Origin of the sequence: Paenibacillus harenae DSM 16969, assembly GCF_000422465.1 — a bacterium.
Taxonomy (GTDB): Bacteria; Bacillota; Bacilli; order Paenibacillales; family Paenibacillaceae; genus Pristimantibacillus; species Pristimantibacillus harenae.
On the sequence record NZ_KE383842.1, the window covers coordinates 1,331,094 to 1,346,742 of the forward strand.

The 15,649-nt window shown below is 51.5% G+C and carries 15 protein-coding genes and 1 pseudogene; all 16 read right to left on the reverse strand.

The window, feature by feature from the left end; genetic code table 11:
• Positions 1–3: 3 nt before the first annotated feature.
• The 16 genes and pseudogenes from dapG to rnpM all read right to left on the reverse strand — a co-directional run bounded on the left by dapG (position 4) and on the right by rnpM (position 15,610).
• On the reverse strand, positions 4–1,218 hold the full coding sequence (gene dapG / locus H581_RS0116540; protein WP_028610979.1) for an aspartate kinase: 1,215 nt from the start codon (positions 1,216–1,218) through the stop codon (positions 4–6).
• A gap of 85 nt (positions 1,219–1,303) precedes the next feature.
• Positions 1,304–1,840, reverse strand: a pseudogene (locus tag H581_RS34310) (aspartate-semialdehyde dehydrogenase); the annotation flags it as partial.
• Positions 1,840–2,430 (reverse strand): dipicolinate synthase subunit B, encoded by a 591-nt coding sequence (locus tag H581_RS0116555; RefSeq protein WP_028610982.1) that lies wholly within the window; start codon positions 2,428–2,430, stop codon positions 1,840–1,842. The gene H581_RS0116555 and the pseudogene H581_RS34310, both read right to left, overlap by 1 nt.
• Positions 2,427–3,326, reverse strand: a complete 900-nt coding sequence (gene dpsA / locus H581_RS0116560) for a dipicolinate synthase subunit DpsA (RefSeq protein ID WP_028610983.1) — start codon at positions 3,324–3,326, stop codon at positions 2,427–2,429. The genes H581_RS0116555 and dpsA overlap by 4 nt, the downstream gene beginning before the upstream one ends.
• Before the next feature lie 136 nt (positions 3,327–3,462).
• The gene (gene dut, locus H581_RS0116565; protein WP_028610984.1) at positions 3,463–3,906 is read right to left on the reverse strand and encodes a dUTP diphosphatase; all 444 of its coding nucleotides are present in this window, start codon (positions 3,904–3,906) and stop codon (positions 3,463–3,465) included.
• Positions 3,887–5,155, reverse strand: a complete 1,269-nt coding sequence (locus H581_RS0116570) for a M16 family metallopeptidase (protein ID WP_028610985.1) — start codon at positions 5,153–5,155, stop codon at positions 3,887–3,889. Before H581_RS0116570 ends, dut begins: the two co-directional genes overlap by 20 nt.
• Positions 5,156–5,213: 58 nt before the next feature.
• Complete coding sequence (locus H581_RS0116575) at positions 5,214–6,218, reverse strand: polysaccharide deacetylase family protein (protein ID WP_028610986.1); 1,005 nt, start codon at positions 6,216–6,218, stop codon at positions 5,214–5,216.
• A gap of 168 nt (positions 6,219–6,386) precedes the next feature.
• On the reverse strand, positions 6,387–8,486 hold the full coding sequence (gene pnp, locus H581_RS0116580; RefSeq protein ID WP_084134601.1) for a polyribonucleotide nucleotidyltransferase: 2,100 nt from the start codon (positions 8,484–8,486) through the stop codon (positions 6,387–6,389).
• A gap of 154 nt (positions 8,487–8,640) precedes the next feature.
• On the reverse strand, positions 8,641–8,910 hold the full coding sequence (rpsO, locus tag H581_RS0116585; protein ID WP_028610988.1) for a 30S ribosomal protein S15: 270 nt from the start codon (positions 8,908–8,910) through the stop codon (positions 8,641–8,643).
• Positions 8,911–9,102: 192 nt separating this feature from the next.
• Positions 9,103–10,056, reverse strand: coding sequence for a bifunctional riboflavin kinase/FAD synthetase (locus H581_RS0116590; protein ID WP_028610989.1), 954 nt, complete (start codon positions 10,054–10,056; stop codon positions 9,103–9,105).
• A 23-nt stretch (positions 10,057–10,079) separates the two neighbouring features.
• Complete coding sequence (gene truB / locus H581_RS0116595) at positions 10,080–11,006, reverse strand: tRNA pseudouridine(55) synthase TruB (protein WP_028610990.1); 927 nt, start codon at positions 11,004–11,006, stop codon at positions 10,080–10,082.
• A gap of 3 nt (positions 11,007–11,009) precedes the next feature.
• Entirely contained in the window at positions 11,010–11,999 is a 990-nt protein-coding gene (locus H581_RS0116600) for a DHH family phosphoesterase (RefSeq protein ID WP_028610991.1), read from the reverse strand.
• Complete coding sequence (gene rbfA / locus H581_RS0116605) at positions 11,996–12,352, reverse strand: 30S ribosome-binding factor RbfA (RefSeq protein WP_028610992.1); 357 nt, start codon at positions 12,350–12,352, stop codon at positions 11,996–11,998. Before rbfA ends, H581_RS0116600 begins: the two co-directional genes overlap by 4 nt.
• 7 nt (positions 12,353–12,359) lie before the next feature.
• Positions 12,360–14,987, reverse strand: coding sequence for a translation initiation factor IF-2 (infB, locus tag H581_RS0116610; RefSeq protein WP_036718729.1), 2,628 nt, complete (start codon positions 14,985–14,987; stop codon positions 12,360–12,362).
• Positions 14,977–15,309, reverse strand: a complete 333-nt coding sequence (locus tag H581_RS0116615) for a L7Ae/L30e/S12e/Gadd45 family ribosomal protein (protein ID WP_028610994.1) — start codon at positions 15,307–15,309, stop codon at positions 14,977–14,979. The genes infB and H581_RS0116615 overlap by 11 nt, the downstream gene beginning before the upstream one ends.
• The gene (gene rnpM, locus H581_RS0116620; RefSeq protein WP_028610995.1) at positions 15,296–15,610 is read right to left on the reverse strand and encodes an RNase P modulator RnpM; all 315 of its coding nucleotides are present in this window, start codon (positions 15,608–15,610) and stop codon (positions 15,296–15,298) included. The genes H581_RS0116615 and rnpM overlap by 14 nt, the downstream gene beginning before the upstream one ends.
• Positions 15,611–15,649: the final 39 nt, after the last annotated feature.

Genomic DNA, 15,649 nt, shown 5'->3' on the forward strand with positions numbered 1-15,649 from the left:
TGCCTACCGGTGCAGCTTGAACTTTGCATGGAGTGCGCGAAGCGCTTTCGCCATGTCCGCCTGACGCACAAGCACCCATATCGTTGTGTTGGAATCGGCTGATTGCATAATCGAAATCCCTTGTTCCGTCAACGCTTCCACAATACGCGCCATGACGCCAGGCTCGCCGTTCATTCCGCCGCCGATGACGGATACTTTCGCGCAGCCGTTGACAGCGGTAGGATCATAGCCGCCCTCCTTCAGTACTCTTACGGCGCGGTCGGCATCCTTATCGAAAACGGTATAAACAGCTCCGCTTGGCGTAACATTAATAAAATCAACGCTAATGTGATGTTTAGCCATGGACTGAAAGACCTGCAGCTGAACGTCGTTGCGGCCTTCGATCGCTTTAACCGAAATCTGCGTAATTCCGGCAACATGCGCGATGCCGGTTACATGCCGATCCTTGACGGATAGTCCCGCCTTTAATTCCAAAGAGTCCGTCACGAGCGTTCCCGTGTCTTCCGTGAAGGTGGATCGTACACGAAGCGGCACGCGCGCCTGCTGTGCAATCTCTACCGCTCTTGGATGAACTACCTTCGCGCCTTGCCTTGCCATATTGCAGATCTCGAGATAACTTACTACGGGAAGCGGCTTAGCCTCCTCTACGATACGGGGATCTGCAGTCAGAATTCCGTTTACGTCCGTATATATATCAACCATCTCAGCACGCAGCGCAGCGCCGAAGGCGGTAGCGGACGTATCGCTGCCGCCGCGTCCCAACGTGGTTGTATCGCCATGTGACGTGCTTCCTTGGAAGCCGGTCACGATTACGACCGAGCCAGACTCCAAATAGTCCAGCACTTTACTCGGACGAATTTCTTTAATCCTCGCTTGTCCGAACTGCTCGTCAGTAATCATACCCGCCTGTCCGCCGGTCAAAACGACGGCGGGAATGCCTGCGGCAATAAGCAGGCTGCATAATACGGCTGCGGAAATGACCTCGCCGCAGCCTAACAGCATATCCCGCTCACGCGCAGGGAGTTTGTCGCCGTTATCGCGGATGAGCTGCAACAGCGTATCCGTTGCATAAGGATCCCCATTGCGGCCCATAGCGGAAACGACGACGACAATAGAATAACCTTCGCTGCGCTCTCTTCGAATATGGCCGATTACCCGTTCTCTAGCCTGTTCGGATGATAGAGAGGTGCCCCCGAATTTTTGAATCAGGATGCGCATATCATTCTCCTCCGTTAAATGATCCAGGGAAGAGCGGCAGATTACCCATTACTTAATAGTTAACCTTTTGCGATATTTCAGCGATTTATGCTGCGTTCCATGCTGTGCCTTTGAGCAGGTTGTCGGAGACGATCCACCTATTAAGTCCGCGCTCATGTCGGAGACCGCGACTTGAACGACCGGCAAAAACATCCGGTTTGCCGGCTGCATCGGTCGCAAGCGGGTACTGCTGGTTAGCGGGATCGTCAACAAGCGTTACGCCCGGAGCGTCTGCCAGCAGCTGCTTAACCTCTTCCAAATCGTAGTTGGTTTTAAGCTCTACATACAAAGATTCCAAATGGCCGTAAACGACTGGAATACGTACGCAGCCGCCGTTGCTTTAATGGATTCGTCACCCATGATTTGCTTCGTATTGCGTATCATCTTTATTTCTTCTAGCGTATAGCCGTTCTCCTGAAACTTATCGATTTGCGGAATCGCGTTAAAGGCGATTTGATGATTAACCGGCAAAGAACCGACCGGAAGGATGTCGGGATTGACGGCTTCGCGTTTAATCGGCTTGCGTCTGGCGCAGCATCTCGCCGATCGCGCGGCTGTCTGCTCCGGACACCGCTTCGCGTGTCACTGATACCGTTCGACAAGCAGCGGCTGCAGCTGCTTTCCTTGCAGAGCGGCTTCGCAAGTCTCCATGATCAAATCCATCCTGGCCACTAGAGAGTTAGGCTTCTGTACAGGGTTATCCTGGCCGTACGGCACGAAATAAATATGTTTAGCCACTAGCAGCTTCGCAATATTGGCAGCGTTTAAACCAAGCCCGTCATTTGTTGAAATCGCAAGCACAAGCGGACGGCCGTTACGCATTTGCGCTTTGGCGGCCATGAGAACGGCGCTGTCCGTGATCGCGTTCGCCAACCGGCTTGTCGTATTGCCCGTGCATGGCGCAATGACGAGAACATCCAGGAGCTTCGAAGGCCCAAGCGGCTCCGCTTGCACAATTGTCGATATAATTTCATTTCCCGTAATCGCCTTAAGCTGCGTCTGCCAATCCTCGGACGAACCGAATCTCGTATCCGTCGTCATAATCGTATTCGACACGATCGGCACGACCTTCGCGCCCGCATCGACGAACCGTTTAATCTGAGGCATTACTTCCGCAAACGTGCAGTGTGAGCCGGACAGTGCATAACCTACCGTAATTCCGTTCCAATTCATATCCCATTCCCCCGCTTAATCGTATCTTCCAAAATCAACTGTGATAAGCAATCCGCCATGATTCGACCAGCTGTTTTCGGTGCGACGATTCCGGGGAGACCGGGTGCAAGCATCGCTTTAATCCCCCTCTTCTCCGCAAAGCGGAAATCCGTTCCGCCGGGCTTCGAAGCGAGGTCGATTATTACGGCTCGCGAAGGTAAATTTGCGATAATTTGCGCTGTGATTATCATAGTCGGAATTGTATTAAAAAGCAAGTCAATATTGCTTACATGCTGCAATAAACCGCTGATGTAGAAAGGCTCGAAGCCCATTTCGGACGCTCTTGCAAAATGTTCTGAACGGCGTACTCCGACCTTCACTTTCGAACCGAGTCCCTGCAGCGTCCGCGCCATCGTGAACCCGGTTCGACCAAATCCGAGCACCATCGACGAGGATCCGTGAATCGTAATATCCGTGTTCTGAATAGCCATCATTAACGCGCCTTCCGCCGTCGGGATCGAGTTGTATATGGCAACGTCATCACGGTCAAACAGCTCTACCAATTTTAAATCATACTGCGCGCACAGTTCGCGCAAATAGGATTTGGCCATTCCCGTATACACGGTGCAGTGATTCGGCAGCTTGGCAAAATGGCTGTCCGTCAGCTGCATTTGACGATCGCTGAATACCGCATGGATAAAGCCTTGCTCATCAGTGCCTACGGCAGGCAGCAGCAGCGCGTCGACGCCTTCGAACAGCTGCTCCTCGAACTCTGCCTGCACTGCGCCGTCCAATGACGAATGCAATCCGTCAAAGCCCGAGACGGTTACTGAAGCATCAAGCTCCGTCAGCTTTCGTATGACCTCAAGCTGTCTCGCGTCACCGCCAAGCATCAGCACTTGAACGCCTGTTAGCATCAAGCTTCACTCCTTTCTTGCTCCTCGCTCTAGATCATCTTATGCCAGCGCCCAGAGCGGGGTGAAAAAGAAAAAAAGATCGGGGGCGTCCGCTCCCGATCTTCTCTTCATAAATTCTAAGATTTGCGATATCCGGTTATACACCGGTATGGCCGAATCCGCCCGCTCCCCGAACGGTATCGGGAAGCTCGGCCGCCTCCTCAATCGTGACGGAGGGTATTTGCTGAAATACCATTTGGGCGATGCGTTCGCCGCGCGTTATCGTGAAAGGCTCTTGCCCTAAATTAATAAGCAGCACCTTAACCTCGCCCCGGTAATCCGCGTCAATCGTGCCTGGTGAATTCAGGCACGTAATGCCGTGTTTGAAGGCAAGCCCGCTGCGCGGCCGGATTTGCGCTTCCAGCTCGCCCGGCATGGCCATCGCAAAACCTGTCGGGATAAGCCGGCGCTCGCCCGGCTGCAGCACGACAGGCTCGCCAACCGCCGCCTGCAAATCGAATCCGGCCGCCCATTCGGACATTTTCCGTGGAATCGCGATATCATCGTTGCCTTCCAAACGCTTAAACAGAACTTGAAACAAATTGATCCCTCCTGATTTGGGCTGCCGCTTTATCATTCGAACCGACCATCGCAACCGCAAAAGGAGCGGAAAGCATCCTTGCCGTCACTTCCCTGACATCAGCCATCGTAACGTTGTCGATTCGCTTCAGCAGCTCATCAAGCGTATAGTGCCTGCCGAGCATCAGCTCATTTTTGCCTAGGCGGTTCATTCTGCTGCCCGTGCTCTCGAGACTCAGTATCAAGCTGCCCTTCAACTGCTCTTTGCCGCGATGAAGCTCATCATCGGCCAGACCATTTACGGACAGCTCACCCAGCTGCTCGATGGTTAAATCAAGCACGTCTTTGGTCTGTTTCGGCGCCGTGCCCGCATAGACCGTGAACAAGCCCGTATCCGCGTAAGAGGTGTGATAGGAATAAACGGAATAGGCTAGCCCCCGCTTCTCTCTAATCTCCTGGAACAAGCGGGAGCTCATGCCTCCGCCAAGCGCATTATTTAATAAGATCATCGCGTATAGCTTCGAATCTGTAATCGAGCAGCCAGGAAACGAAATACACAAATGATTTTGTTCGGTTTTCTTCTTATAAAACAAATAGTCGCCGTGAAACGCGGGAGATTCTACAGAAGATTCCTGAGGGTTACTGTTGGCAAACGCTCCGAAATGCTTCTCCAATAATGCAAGTAAAGAACTCTCCTCCACGTTGCCGGCGACGCTGATTACCGTATTCTCAAGCGAATATTTATCATCCATATAGCCGCGGAGCGTATTCGAATTCATGGCAGTCAGACGCTCCTCAATGCCGAGAATCGAATAGGCTAGCGGATGATCCCCGAACGCTGCCCGGGAAGCTTCGTCATGCACCTTATCATCAGGCGTATCCTCGTACATGGAAATCTCCTCGAGGATGACGTTCTTCTCCTTGGCAAGTTCCTCCGGGTCCAGCGTTGAATGAAAGAACATATCCGAAAGCGCATCAACGGCCAACGGCAAATGCTCATCCAGCACCTTGGCAAAATAGCAGGTATACTCCTTGGAAGTAAACGCGTTCACGTTGCCTCCGATACCGTCGAACAAGTCGGCGATATCCTTCGACGAACGCTGATCCGTGCCCTTAAAGAGCATATGTTCGATAAAATGCGAAATTCCGTTATTTTCCGGCGTCTCGAAGCGGGACCCTGTTTTGACCCAAATACCGAATGAAACCGATCTGACGGTCGGAATATATTCGACGACGACTCGCAGTCCGTTGCTTAAATTATATTTATTCACTTGGAGTCCTCCTAACGTTTTGTCTGGCAAATCTTGTTTGTAAGCTACTATAACAGAATCAGCCGGCCCCCTCAACAGCGGGCGGTACGCGGCTGGATGACAGCGTCTCGCTTACCGTACCCAGCTTATAGCCTTTGGCCTTCGCTGTTGCTATGATACCGCCGATCGCATCCCTCGTAGAAGCGGTAGGATGCATCAGAATCAAAGCCCCCGGCTCGAGATTCGCCGATATTCTGCGCAAAATCGTATCGGCGGGAGGCTTCTGCCAATCGATCGTATCAAGCGTCCATAGCACCGTCTTCAAGCCCTGCTCCTCGGCAATCTGCACCGTAGCCTGGTTGTAGGACCCTGACGGCGGCGCGAACCATTTATTGTTCACCTTCAAGGTCGATTTCAATAAATCTTCCGTTTTTGAAATTTGCGAATAAGCGGCTTGTCTGCTTAATGTCTTCATATCGGGATGGGAATAGGCATGATTGGACATTTCGTGGCCGTCTGCCTGTATCTTCTGCGCAACCTCGGGAAATTTCTTCAGCCAGCTTCCGTCGAGGAAGAAGGTTGCTTTCACGTCTTCACGCTTAAGCGTCGACAGAATGGAATCTATGTATTCATTGCCCCATGCGACATTGACCATGAGCGAAATCATTTTTTTGTTCGGATTGCCGCGGTAGATCGGGACAGGACCTAAATCCTTCAGCTGGATTTCCGGTTCGATCTCTTTGTAAAGATAACGGATCGATCCGGTTGACGGGGCCGGCGCAAGCAATGCCGCCTCAAGCGTCTTCTCTATATCGACTTCCAGTCCATTATAACCGGGAATCGCTTTCCACACCCGGTCGATCTTCGCATTTACCGGAGCGATCCGCCGCTTCTCCGCTTCGGCGGTAATGACAGAACGCAGCTCCGCTTTTACCGTTTCATCAACGGACGCGTTCGAGGGCACAGCATCAGCGAAACCGTATTTCATTGAAGCAAGAAACCGGGATACCTCGTCATTCATACTGACAAATACCAACACCATCAGCATACTGGCTGCAACGGCGGCAGCTTTTCTAATCATCATCATCCCCACTCCCGTAAGACGGCCTCACATGCTTCCCAGTCCTGCAGCGATAGAAAGCATGCTAATCCATATGTATGAAAAGTGGGACGAGGATATGAAAAACAAAAAGAGACAGATTGGATCTGGCTCTTTTCACAATTGCTGTATGGACACAAGAAGACCAGGCTCTTATTGCGGAGCCGTTTCCTGTGTCATGAGCACCTTCGCAGACAAATTGATTCTGCCTTGCTGGTCGATTTCGGTTACCTTAACCCGGATTTGGTCGCCGATATTGACGACATCCTCGGTTTTGGCAACTCGCTCTGTCGAAAGCTGGGAAATGTGGACAAGACCGTCCTTGTTCGGCAAGATCTCAACGAATGCGCCGAATTTCTCAACTCTTTTAACCGTACCCGTGTAGATCTCTCCGACGACGACTTCCTTCACGATTCCTTCGATGATCGACTTTGCCTTCTGGTTCATCTCTTCGTTAGAGGAAGCGATGAATACCATGCCGTCCTGCTCAATATCGATTTTCACGCCGGTTTCTTCAATAATTTTATTAATGATTTTGCCGCCTGCGCCGATCACGTCACGGATTTTGTCCGGGTTAATGCGAAGCGTCAAAATTTTCGGAGCGTATTTCGATAGGCTGGTCCGGGACGACGGAAGGCTTTCAAGCATTTTGTCCAGTATGAACATCCGTCCTTGACGGGCTTGCTCCAAGGATTGCTGCAAAATAGCGCGGTTAATGCCGGCGATCTTAATGTCCATCTGAATAGCCGTAACGCCTTCAGCCGTACCGGCAACCTTGAAGTCCATATCGCCGAGATGATCCTCCATGCCTTGAATATCCGAAAGAATAGCGAATTGATCGCCGTCCTTAATGAGCCCCATCGCGATACCCGCTACAGGCGCCTTGATCGGAACGCCGGCATCCATCATGGCCAGCGTGCTGGCGCAAATGCTTGCTTGCGAGGAAGAACCGTTCGACTCCAGCACCTCGGATACGAGACGAATCGTGTAAGGGAAATCGGCTTCAGACGGTATAACTTTAGAAAGCGCGCGTTCCCCGAGTGCGCCATGCCCAATTTCTCGGCGTCCCGGCGGACGAAGCGGACGCGCTTCACCTACGCTGAACGGCGGAAAGTTATAGTGATGCATGAATCGTTTGGTTTCTTCCGGCGAAATGCCGTCCAAGATTTGAACGTCGCCCATGGCACCGAGCGTACATACGCTGAGAGCCTGCGTCTGACCCCGCGTGAACAAGCCGGAACCGTGCGTCCGCGGCAGAAGCGCCACATCGCATTCGATCGGACGAATCTCGTCCAGCTTACGGCCGTCAGGACGAACCTTATCATGCGAAATGAGGCGGCGAACCTCTTCCTTCACGATGTCGTACAGCACTTCCTTCACGTCGGCAATGAGCATGGGCGTTTCGGCATATTGCTCTTCAAAATAGGCAACAGCCGAACTGTTTACTGCGTCAATGGCATCCTGGCGGGCATGCTTCTCTTCCACTCGAATAGCCTCAACTAGCTGAGCGGTTGCAAAAGCGCGAACGTCGGCATTCACCTGCTCGTTTACGGTATGTAACTTGACTTCCATTTTCGGCTTGCCGGCCATTGCCTGCAGCTCTTCGATTTTGGCTACGATGTTCTTGATCTCGTCATGGCCGAACATAATCGCTTCGAGCATGACATCCTCAGAAACCTCGTTCGCCTCCGCTTCTACCATCATAATCGCATCCTTGGTGCCTGCGACAACGACGTATAGATCCGTTTGCTGCTCCTGCTCAACCGTCGGGTTGATCATAAATTGACCGTTAACGCGTGCGACGATTACTCCGCCGATCGGACCGTCAAATGGCACGTCGGAAATCGACAAAGCAGCAGAGGTTCCGATCATGGATGCGATTTCAGGCGAGCAGTCCTGATCGACGCTCATGACCATGTTCATCACTTGGACATCGTTGCGGAAGCCCTCCGGGAACAGCGGACGAATAGGCCGGTCTGTCAGACGGCTGGACAAAATCGCTTTCTCGCTCGGGCGGCCTTCACGTTTAATAAAGCCTCCCGGAATTTTGCCGACAGCATATAAACGCTCTTCATAGTTCACCGTCAGCGGAAAGAAATCCAAATCCTTCGGGCCTGCCGATGCTGTTACTGTACATAATACTACCGTATCGCCGTATTGAACGGTTACTGCGGCATTTGCTTGCTTTGCAAGACGGCCCGTCTCGATTGACAACGGTCTTCCGCCTAGCGTCATTTCTATTCGTTGTACCATCTTATCCCTCCTAATATTTAGTTTGTCCTATATGAAGCACTGCACATTTGGCATTTTTTTCTGAGAATTTACCTATTACAAAAAGCAACCCGAATCCTCGTATCCGATATTCCCGGACGGCAGGACAACCAGGTTGCTTCTCATTACGCATGTTTTAACGGCGAAGGCCGAGTTTTTCGATCAATGCGCTGTAACGTCTAACATCATTGTTCTTCAGGTAAGCAAGCAACTTACGGCGCTGACCTACCATCTTGAGCAAACCACGGCGGGAATGATGATCTTTCTTGTGCTCCCGCAAATGTTGAGTCAAGTTAACGATGTTTTCAGTCAGGATAGCGACTTGAACCTCTGGAGAACCCGTGTCGGTAGCGTGAGTCTTGTGCGTTGCAATAAGTTCATGTTTACGTTCTTGTGTAATTGCCATCCCAATTCACCTCCTTCTTCGTAATCGCCATTAGCCTCGCTGCCGCCGGTGAGATCGGACACCCAAGCTAAGGTTAAGTTTATGGGTAAGGCCTGTATTGCGTATGCCTACTCACAACGTTGTAAAGTATAACACATATGATAGACCGTTGTCGAGGAGAACATCCTGGCCCCGGTTGGGTGCGCGTTATAATCAAAAAGAAAGACGCTCGGCTACTTTTCGAGCCTGCATAGAGTCGGCGTCGATTTGCTTCACTAACTCATCGACCGAGCCGAATTTTTGTTCGGGCCGAATAAAGGAGCGGAATTGTACCCGAATCTGCTCGCCGTAAATATCTTGACGAAAGTCAAATAGATGAGCCTCCATAACCGGTTGTACATTCTGCTGATTAAAGGTAGGCTTAAGCCCATGATTAAGGACTCCGGGATACGCCTGGCCGCCAATCCATGCCGTGATCGCATAGACTCCCAGTCTGGGTGCTACGAAAGGGGCATCGAATTTCAGATTAGCCGTTGGAAAACCGATCGTTCTGCCTCTGCCGTCACCGTGCACGACCGTGCCAGCGACCTCATACGGCCGTCCAAGCAGGCGCTCCGCCAGTTCAAGGTCACCCTTCTCCAACGATTCCCGGACATACGTGCTGCTTACTTTGATCCCATTCTCGTATAATGGCTCAACTACATGGACCGCAATTTCCGGCTCTCCGAAACGCGCTAAAGCTTCGGTATTGCCGGAGCCCCGATGACCGAAAGTAAAATCAAAGCCAACGACGACCTGCTTCGCACGGAGTACTTTAAGCACATCATTGACAAACCGTTCGGGAGCAACGGAAGCGAACTCGGCATTAAATTTCATAATAAACACGATATCCACGCCAAGCTCTGCGAACAGTTCCGACTTCGCGTCAAGCGGCGTTAAGCAGCGGAAATATTGTTCCCCTTGTCCGAGCACTTCCTTCGGATGGGGATCAAACGTTAAAACCGCAGACAGCATATCGGCTTTCTTCGCTTCTTCGACCGCTTTGCGTATTACATTCTGATGTCCGCGATGGACACCGTCGAAATGACCGATCGCTATGGAAAGCGGCTTGTCCAGCGACAACGTAGACAAACCGTTTAATGGATAACTTAAAGGAATAATTTCCAACGCTGACACCCCTGCATTTCCTGTTAACTTTCTAAAGCTGAGAATACCTTGACCGGCTTGAATACGGCTGCGGCGCTGTCAATTTCAAAAATACCAAGAAAGCTTTGTTCTTCTTCGCTGTATAGACGAACAAGTTGTCCGGAAGCAGCGCTTCCTGCTTCCATTCCGGCATATGCGAGACTGATCTTCTGGCCTAATAACGCCAGCTTACCGACTGCGGCAGGAACGACTGCCATTTCCATATGAGCAATTGCTTGATCGGCTGCGATCAGATGCTTCTCCAGCTCGCCGGCCTGCTGCAATTGCTCAATTTGCTCCAGAGTCAAACAGCTCTCCTTCGTAATGCCGCCGGACATCGTTCTCGTCAGCTTTGCCATTGCCGCCGGCACGCCTAACGCTTCTCCGATATCGACGCATAAGGTCCGTATGTAAGTCCCTTTCGAACAAAGAACGGAAAAGGTTATGGTCGGCTGATCCAGGTCAAGCTGCGCATCCATCAGTTCGATCTGATGAATCGTAACTTTCCTCGATTTGCGTTCAACCGTCTTTCCTTCTCTTGCGAGCTCATATAACCGTTTCCCGTCAACTTTGACTGCGGAATACATGGGAGGAACCTGATCAATTTCGCCTGCAAAACGTTGAAGCGCTTCACGGACCTCCGACAGGCTGACGTTTACTTTCAACTGCTGGTTGACGATCGTTCCGGTCAAATCCTCCGTATCCGTCGCAATACCGAGCTGCAGAACAGCTTCGTATGCTTTAGGTCTTTCCTGCACATATTCGACAACGCGAGTCGCGCGGCCCAGGCATAAAGGCAATACGCCCGTCACCATCGGATCAAGAGTCCCAGCATGCCCGATTCGTTTCATCTTTAGAATGCGCCGTACCTTGGCAACGACATCGTGCGAAGTCCAGCCTTCAGGCTTCCATACTGCCAAAATGCCGTCCATCGATTACATCAACGCCTTTCTGACTGCTTCCACAAGCTGCGAGATCGCGTCAGACATCGGCCCCTCCATCCTGCAGCCCGCCGCCCTGACATGTCCGCCGCCGCCAAACGTTTGAGCGATCGCCGCGACATTAGCTTTACCGGCTGAACGAAGGCTTGCTTTGACAGAGCCGTCATCCGATTCCTTGAACAAAATGCCGACCTGAACGCCGTCAACATTAAGCGCATAGTTCACGATGCCTTCCAAATCCTCGGATACGGCGCCTGTCTCCCGCAAGTCCTCTTTGCCGATATAGACCCAGCCGATCTCAAGATTATCTGAAAATGTTAGCCGGTTTAAAGCCATTTGCAGCAGTTTCAGCTTGGCCAACGTCATTTTCTCCAGCAGATGGTCGGCCAGCTCGTTGCCCGCTACTCCAACCGCAAGCAGCCGTGACGCAATCTCCATCACGCGCGGGCTTGTATTCGAATACCGGAACCCGCCAGTATCCGTCAATAAACCGGTATAGATGGCCGTAGCGCAGTCCAGATCAAGCGCGACTCCCGCTCTTTCGATCAGATCAAACAAAATCTCAACCGTTGCCGCCGCTTCGGCCTGGATGACGTTAACGGACCCGAAAGCGTTATTTGTCGGGTGGTGATCGATATTAAGCAGCTTAGCCTCAGAGGCAAAACTGCCTGCTACCTCGCCGATACGCGTGAAATCGGCGCAATCGACCGCAATAACCGCATCGAACTTTTGCTCCGGCGGAGCGAGTTTGTAATGTATTATGGCATCAAATAAATGCAGATAATTCAGCCTTGAAGGCAGCTCATCCTCATTTATCAATACCGCCGATTTACCCAGCTTCTGAAGCAGCCAGCCTACGGCAACCGTTGAACTGATCGCATCGCCGTCCGGCTGGACATGCGAAACGACCAATATTTGGTTGGCATCCTTTATAAACGCCAATGCATCATCCAACTGCTTCAAATAGCTGCCTTGCATGATCATCGAGACTGATTCCCGCTGTTAATATTTTCGAGAAGAGCTTCGATCCGGCTGCCGTACTCGATGCTGCTGTCAAACTTAAACAGCAGCACGGGCGTGTGGCGAAGCCTCATGCGCTTGCCAAGCTCGGTACGGATATATCCGGTTCCGTTCGACAGCGCTTTAAGCGTCGCTTCCTTCTGTTCGTCATTGCCAAGCACGCTTAAATATACTTTCGCTTGCGAAAGGTCGCTTGTCGTCTCAACGCCAGTAACGGTAATGAAGCCAATTCTCGGATCCTTCAATTCGGTCTGAATGATCTGGCTCAGCTCTTTTTTGATCTGCTCTCCAACCCGTCCTACCCGGATTTTCGCCATGCTATACTCACCTCTCTACGGATTCCATGACAAACGCTTCGATTGTATCCCCTTCTTTAACATCATTGAAGCGCTCAAGCGTAATACCGCATTCGTAGCCTTGCGCAACCTCTTTGGCGTCATCCTTGAAGCGTTTGAGGGATTCGATTTTGCCGGTGTAAACAACAATGCCGCTGCGGATGAGTCGAGCTTCCGCATTGCGCGCGATTTTGCCTGAAGTAACCATACAACCGGCTATCGCACCGACCTTTGTCACCTTAAATACGTTACGCACTTCGGCATGGCCGATAACAACCTCTTTGTAGATCGGATCCAGCATGCCTTTCATAGCCTGCTCAATTTCATCGATGACGTTATAAATGACGCGATGCATGCGTACATCGACTTTTTCCTGCGCGATGGTTGCTTCCGCCTGCGGATCCGGCCTTACGTTAAATCCGATAACGATCGCATTGGAGGCTGATGCCAGAATAATATCCGACTCCGTAATCGCTCCGACGCCGCTGTGGATAATTTTCACGCGTACGCCTTCGATATCGATTTTAGCGAGCGAGCCTTTAAGCGCTTCGGAAGAACCTTGAACGTCCGCTTTAATAATAACGTTCAGATCTTTAATTTCACCATCTTTGATATGGCTATACAGATCGTCAAGCGTGACGCGCGTATTAGCGCCCATCTCGGATTGACGTTGTTTGATGGAACGGCGGTCTGCGATTGCGCGCGCCTTGCGCTCATCCTCGAATACCATGAACGGATCGCCCGCTTGAGGCACTTCCGTTAAACCTGTAATTTCCACCGGAGTGGATGGGCCCGCTTCTTTTAAACGGCGTCCTTTATCATTGACCATAGCCCTTATTCGTCCGAAGCAGTTGCCTGCTACGAAGGCATCGCCGATTTTGAGCGTGCCGTGCTGCACGAGAATACGGGCAACAGGTCCCTTCCCTTTATCAAGTTCTGCTTCGATAACGGTCGCGCGGGCACGCTTGTTAGGATTTGCTTTATAATCATTCACTTCGGCTACAAGCAAAATCATCTCAAGAAGACTTTCCAAACCGATGCGCTGCTTCGCAGACACCTCGACGAAAATCGTATCGCCGCCCCACTCTTCAGGCACCAGCTCATACTCCGTCATTTCTTGTTTGATTTTGTCAACGTTCGCCTCAGGCTTATCGATTTTGTTAACCGCAACGATGATTGGCACGCCTGCCGCCTTCGCGTGGTTAATCGCTTCAACGGTTTGAGGCATAATGCCGTCATCCGCAGCTACGACAATAATCGTAATATCCGTAACCTGGGCGCCGCGGGCACGCATGAGCGTAAACGCTTCGTGACCCGGCGTATCCAGGAACGTAATTTTTTTATGGTTAATTTCGACTTGATACGCGCCGATATGCTGTGTTATGCCGCCAGCTTCTCCGCCTGTTACGTTACTTTTGCGAATAGAGTCAAGAAGCGTTGTTTTACCGTGGTCGACGTGACCCATGATCGTAACGACCGGCGGGCGAGCAACCAAATCCTCTTCCACATCCGATTCTTCAACGGTTTCGAAGGAATCCTCTTCAACCGGAATTTTCACTTCAACCTCAACGCCGTAATCGCCGGCGATCAAATGAATCGCATCCATGTCGATTTCTTGGTTGATCGTCGCCATAACGCCAAGGAAAATGAGTTTTTTGATGACTTCCGATGCATCCTTGTGGAGCAATTTAGCCAAGTCGCCGACGGTCATTGTGCCGCGAACGATAATTTTCTTAGGCGTGTTATCGATTTTCTCGCGGGGAGGCTGCTGCTGGAATCTGCCGCCGCGGCCTTTAGGTCCACGGTTGTTCCCTTTATAACCGCTATTCCTCGCATCGTCGAACCGCTTATTCTGGTTCGGTCTCGACTTGTTGCGGTCGTCATTTCCGCGTGTTTGTCCTGCTGCAGGTCTTGATGAATCAAAGGTACGGTTCTGGCCTTGCTGCGCCGGACGGTTAGCTCCGTCTGGACGCGGCGCGCCTGGACGGCCGGCATTTCCTTGTCCGCTTTGGCCCCCTTGTGGGCTGCGGTTTTGGCCGGATGGTGCCGGACGGTTATTCGTACCGCCGCTTGGACGGTTTGCGCCTGCGTTTCCTTGACCTTGACGATTTCCTTGTCCGCCCTGTCCTTGCCCCGGACGGTTCGAATTGCCGCCGCCCTGCGCAGGACGGTTATTTCCCGATTGCGCTGGTCTGTTGCCTTGTTGACTTGTTGTTCTCTGCTCGCTTTGTTGGTTGGTTTGTGTTTTCGTATTAATAGAATTCATAGGCCCCTGTCTGTCTTGATTTGGATTTTTGTTTCCTTGCACTTGCTGCCCCTGAGGCTTCCGTCCCTGCTGCTGCGATTGCGGCCGGTTTGCAGCCGGTTGAGCGGAAGAAACGGATGCGCTCGTTGTGTCCTGTGCCCGTTTTGCGGCTGCATTCGCTTTGATATCGCGGAAGAACCCCTCAACCTTTTGCACCATTGCCGTTTCCATGACGCTCATATGGTTATTAACAGGCAAGTTAAGTCTTTTAAGAATCGTAATAATTTCTTTGCTGCTCATATTTAGCGATTTTGCGTACTCATATACGCGCAGCTTATCTTTATTGTCCTTGCTGTCTTGTTTATTCTCCAATATGATCCACCTCCGTATTATGGCTCAGATGACTCGCAATCATTTTTCCGAATTGCGCATCGGTTACCGCAAGCACAACGCGTTCTGGCTTACCAATCGCCCTTCCCAGCTGCTCACGGTCGAATGCTTCGGCGAGTTGTATTCCGTAGGTGCTGCATTTGTCTCGAAACTTTTTCTTAGTATTGAGCGAAGCGTCTCCAGCAATAATAACAAGATACGCTTGTTTATTCCGGACCGCCTTGAGCACGATTTCATCGCCGGTTATCAGCTTGCCGGCCCGCATTGCCATGCCAAGCTGCGATAAGCTCTTATTCTGCTTCATCGCTTATCAGCTCCTTGTTGGCATGAAACTGTTCTTCCACCGCGACGAAGTCCTGCTCCAATTGGTCGTATATATGTTCACCCACAGGCTGTTTAAGCGCCCGGTCCAGCGCCTTTGATTTTTTCGCCAGTTTGAAGCAGCTTACTTTGCCGCACAAATAAGCGCCGCGGCCCGCTTTCTTGCCTGTCAGGTCAATTTGCACCTCTTCGGCCGGTGTCCGCACAACCCGGATGAGTTCCTTCTTCGGCATCATCTCCTGACAAGCGACGCATTTGCGAAGCGGTACTTTTCTCGGTCTCACCGTACACCCCTCCTCTGCCAGCTGAATTGACGTATATTG

Coding starts and splice junctions, on each gene's coding strand:
- H581_RS0116615 (WP_028610994.1), bottom strand. CDS start 15,309: ATGAAGCAGAATAAGAGCTTATCGCAGCTTGGCATGGCAATGCGGGCC.
- truB (WP_028610990.1), bottom strand. CDS start 11,006: ATGGACGGCATTTTGGCAGTATGGAAGCCTGAAGGCTGGACTTCGCAC.
- dpsA (WP_028610983.1), bottom strand. CDS start 3,326: ATGCTAACAGGCGTTCAAGTGCTGATGCTTGGCGGTGACGCGAGACAG.
- rbfA (WP_028610992.1), bottom strand. CDS start 12,352: ATGGCGAAAATCCGGGTAGGACGGGTTGGAGAGCAGATCAAAAAAGAG.
- pnp (WP_084134601.1), bottom strand. CDS start 8,486: ATGGTACAACGAATAGAAATGACGCTAGGCGGAAGACCGTTGTCAATC.
- H581_RS0116600 (WP_028610991.1), bottom strand. CDS start 11,999: ATGATCATGCAAGGCAGCTATTTGAAGCAGTTGGATGATGCATTGGCG.
- dapG (WP_028610979.1), bottom strand. CDS start 1,218: ATGCGCATCCTGATTCAAAAATTCGGGGGCACCTCTCTATCATCCGAA.
- H581_RS0116575 (WP_028610986.1), bottom strand. CDS start 6,218: ATGATGATTAGAAAAGCTGCCGCCGTTGCAGCCAGTATGCTGATGGTG.
- rpsO (WP_028610988.1), bottom strand. CDS start 8,910: ATGGCAATTACACAAGAACGTAAACATGAACTTATTGCAACGCACAAG.
- H581_RS0116555 (WP_028610982.1), bottom strand. CDS start 2,430: ATGAATTGGAACGGAATTACGGTAGGTTATGCACTGTCCGGCTCACAC.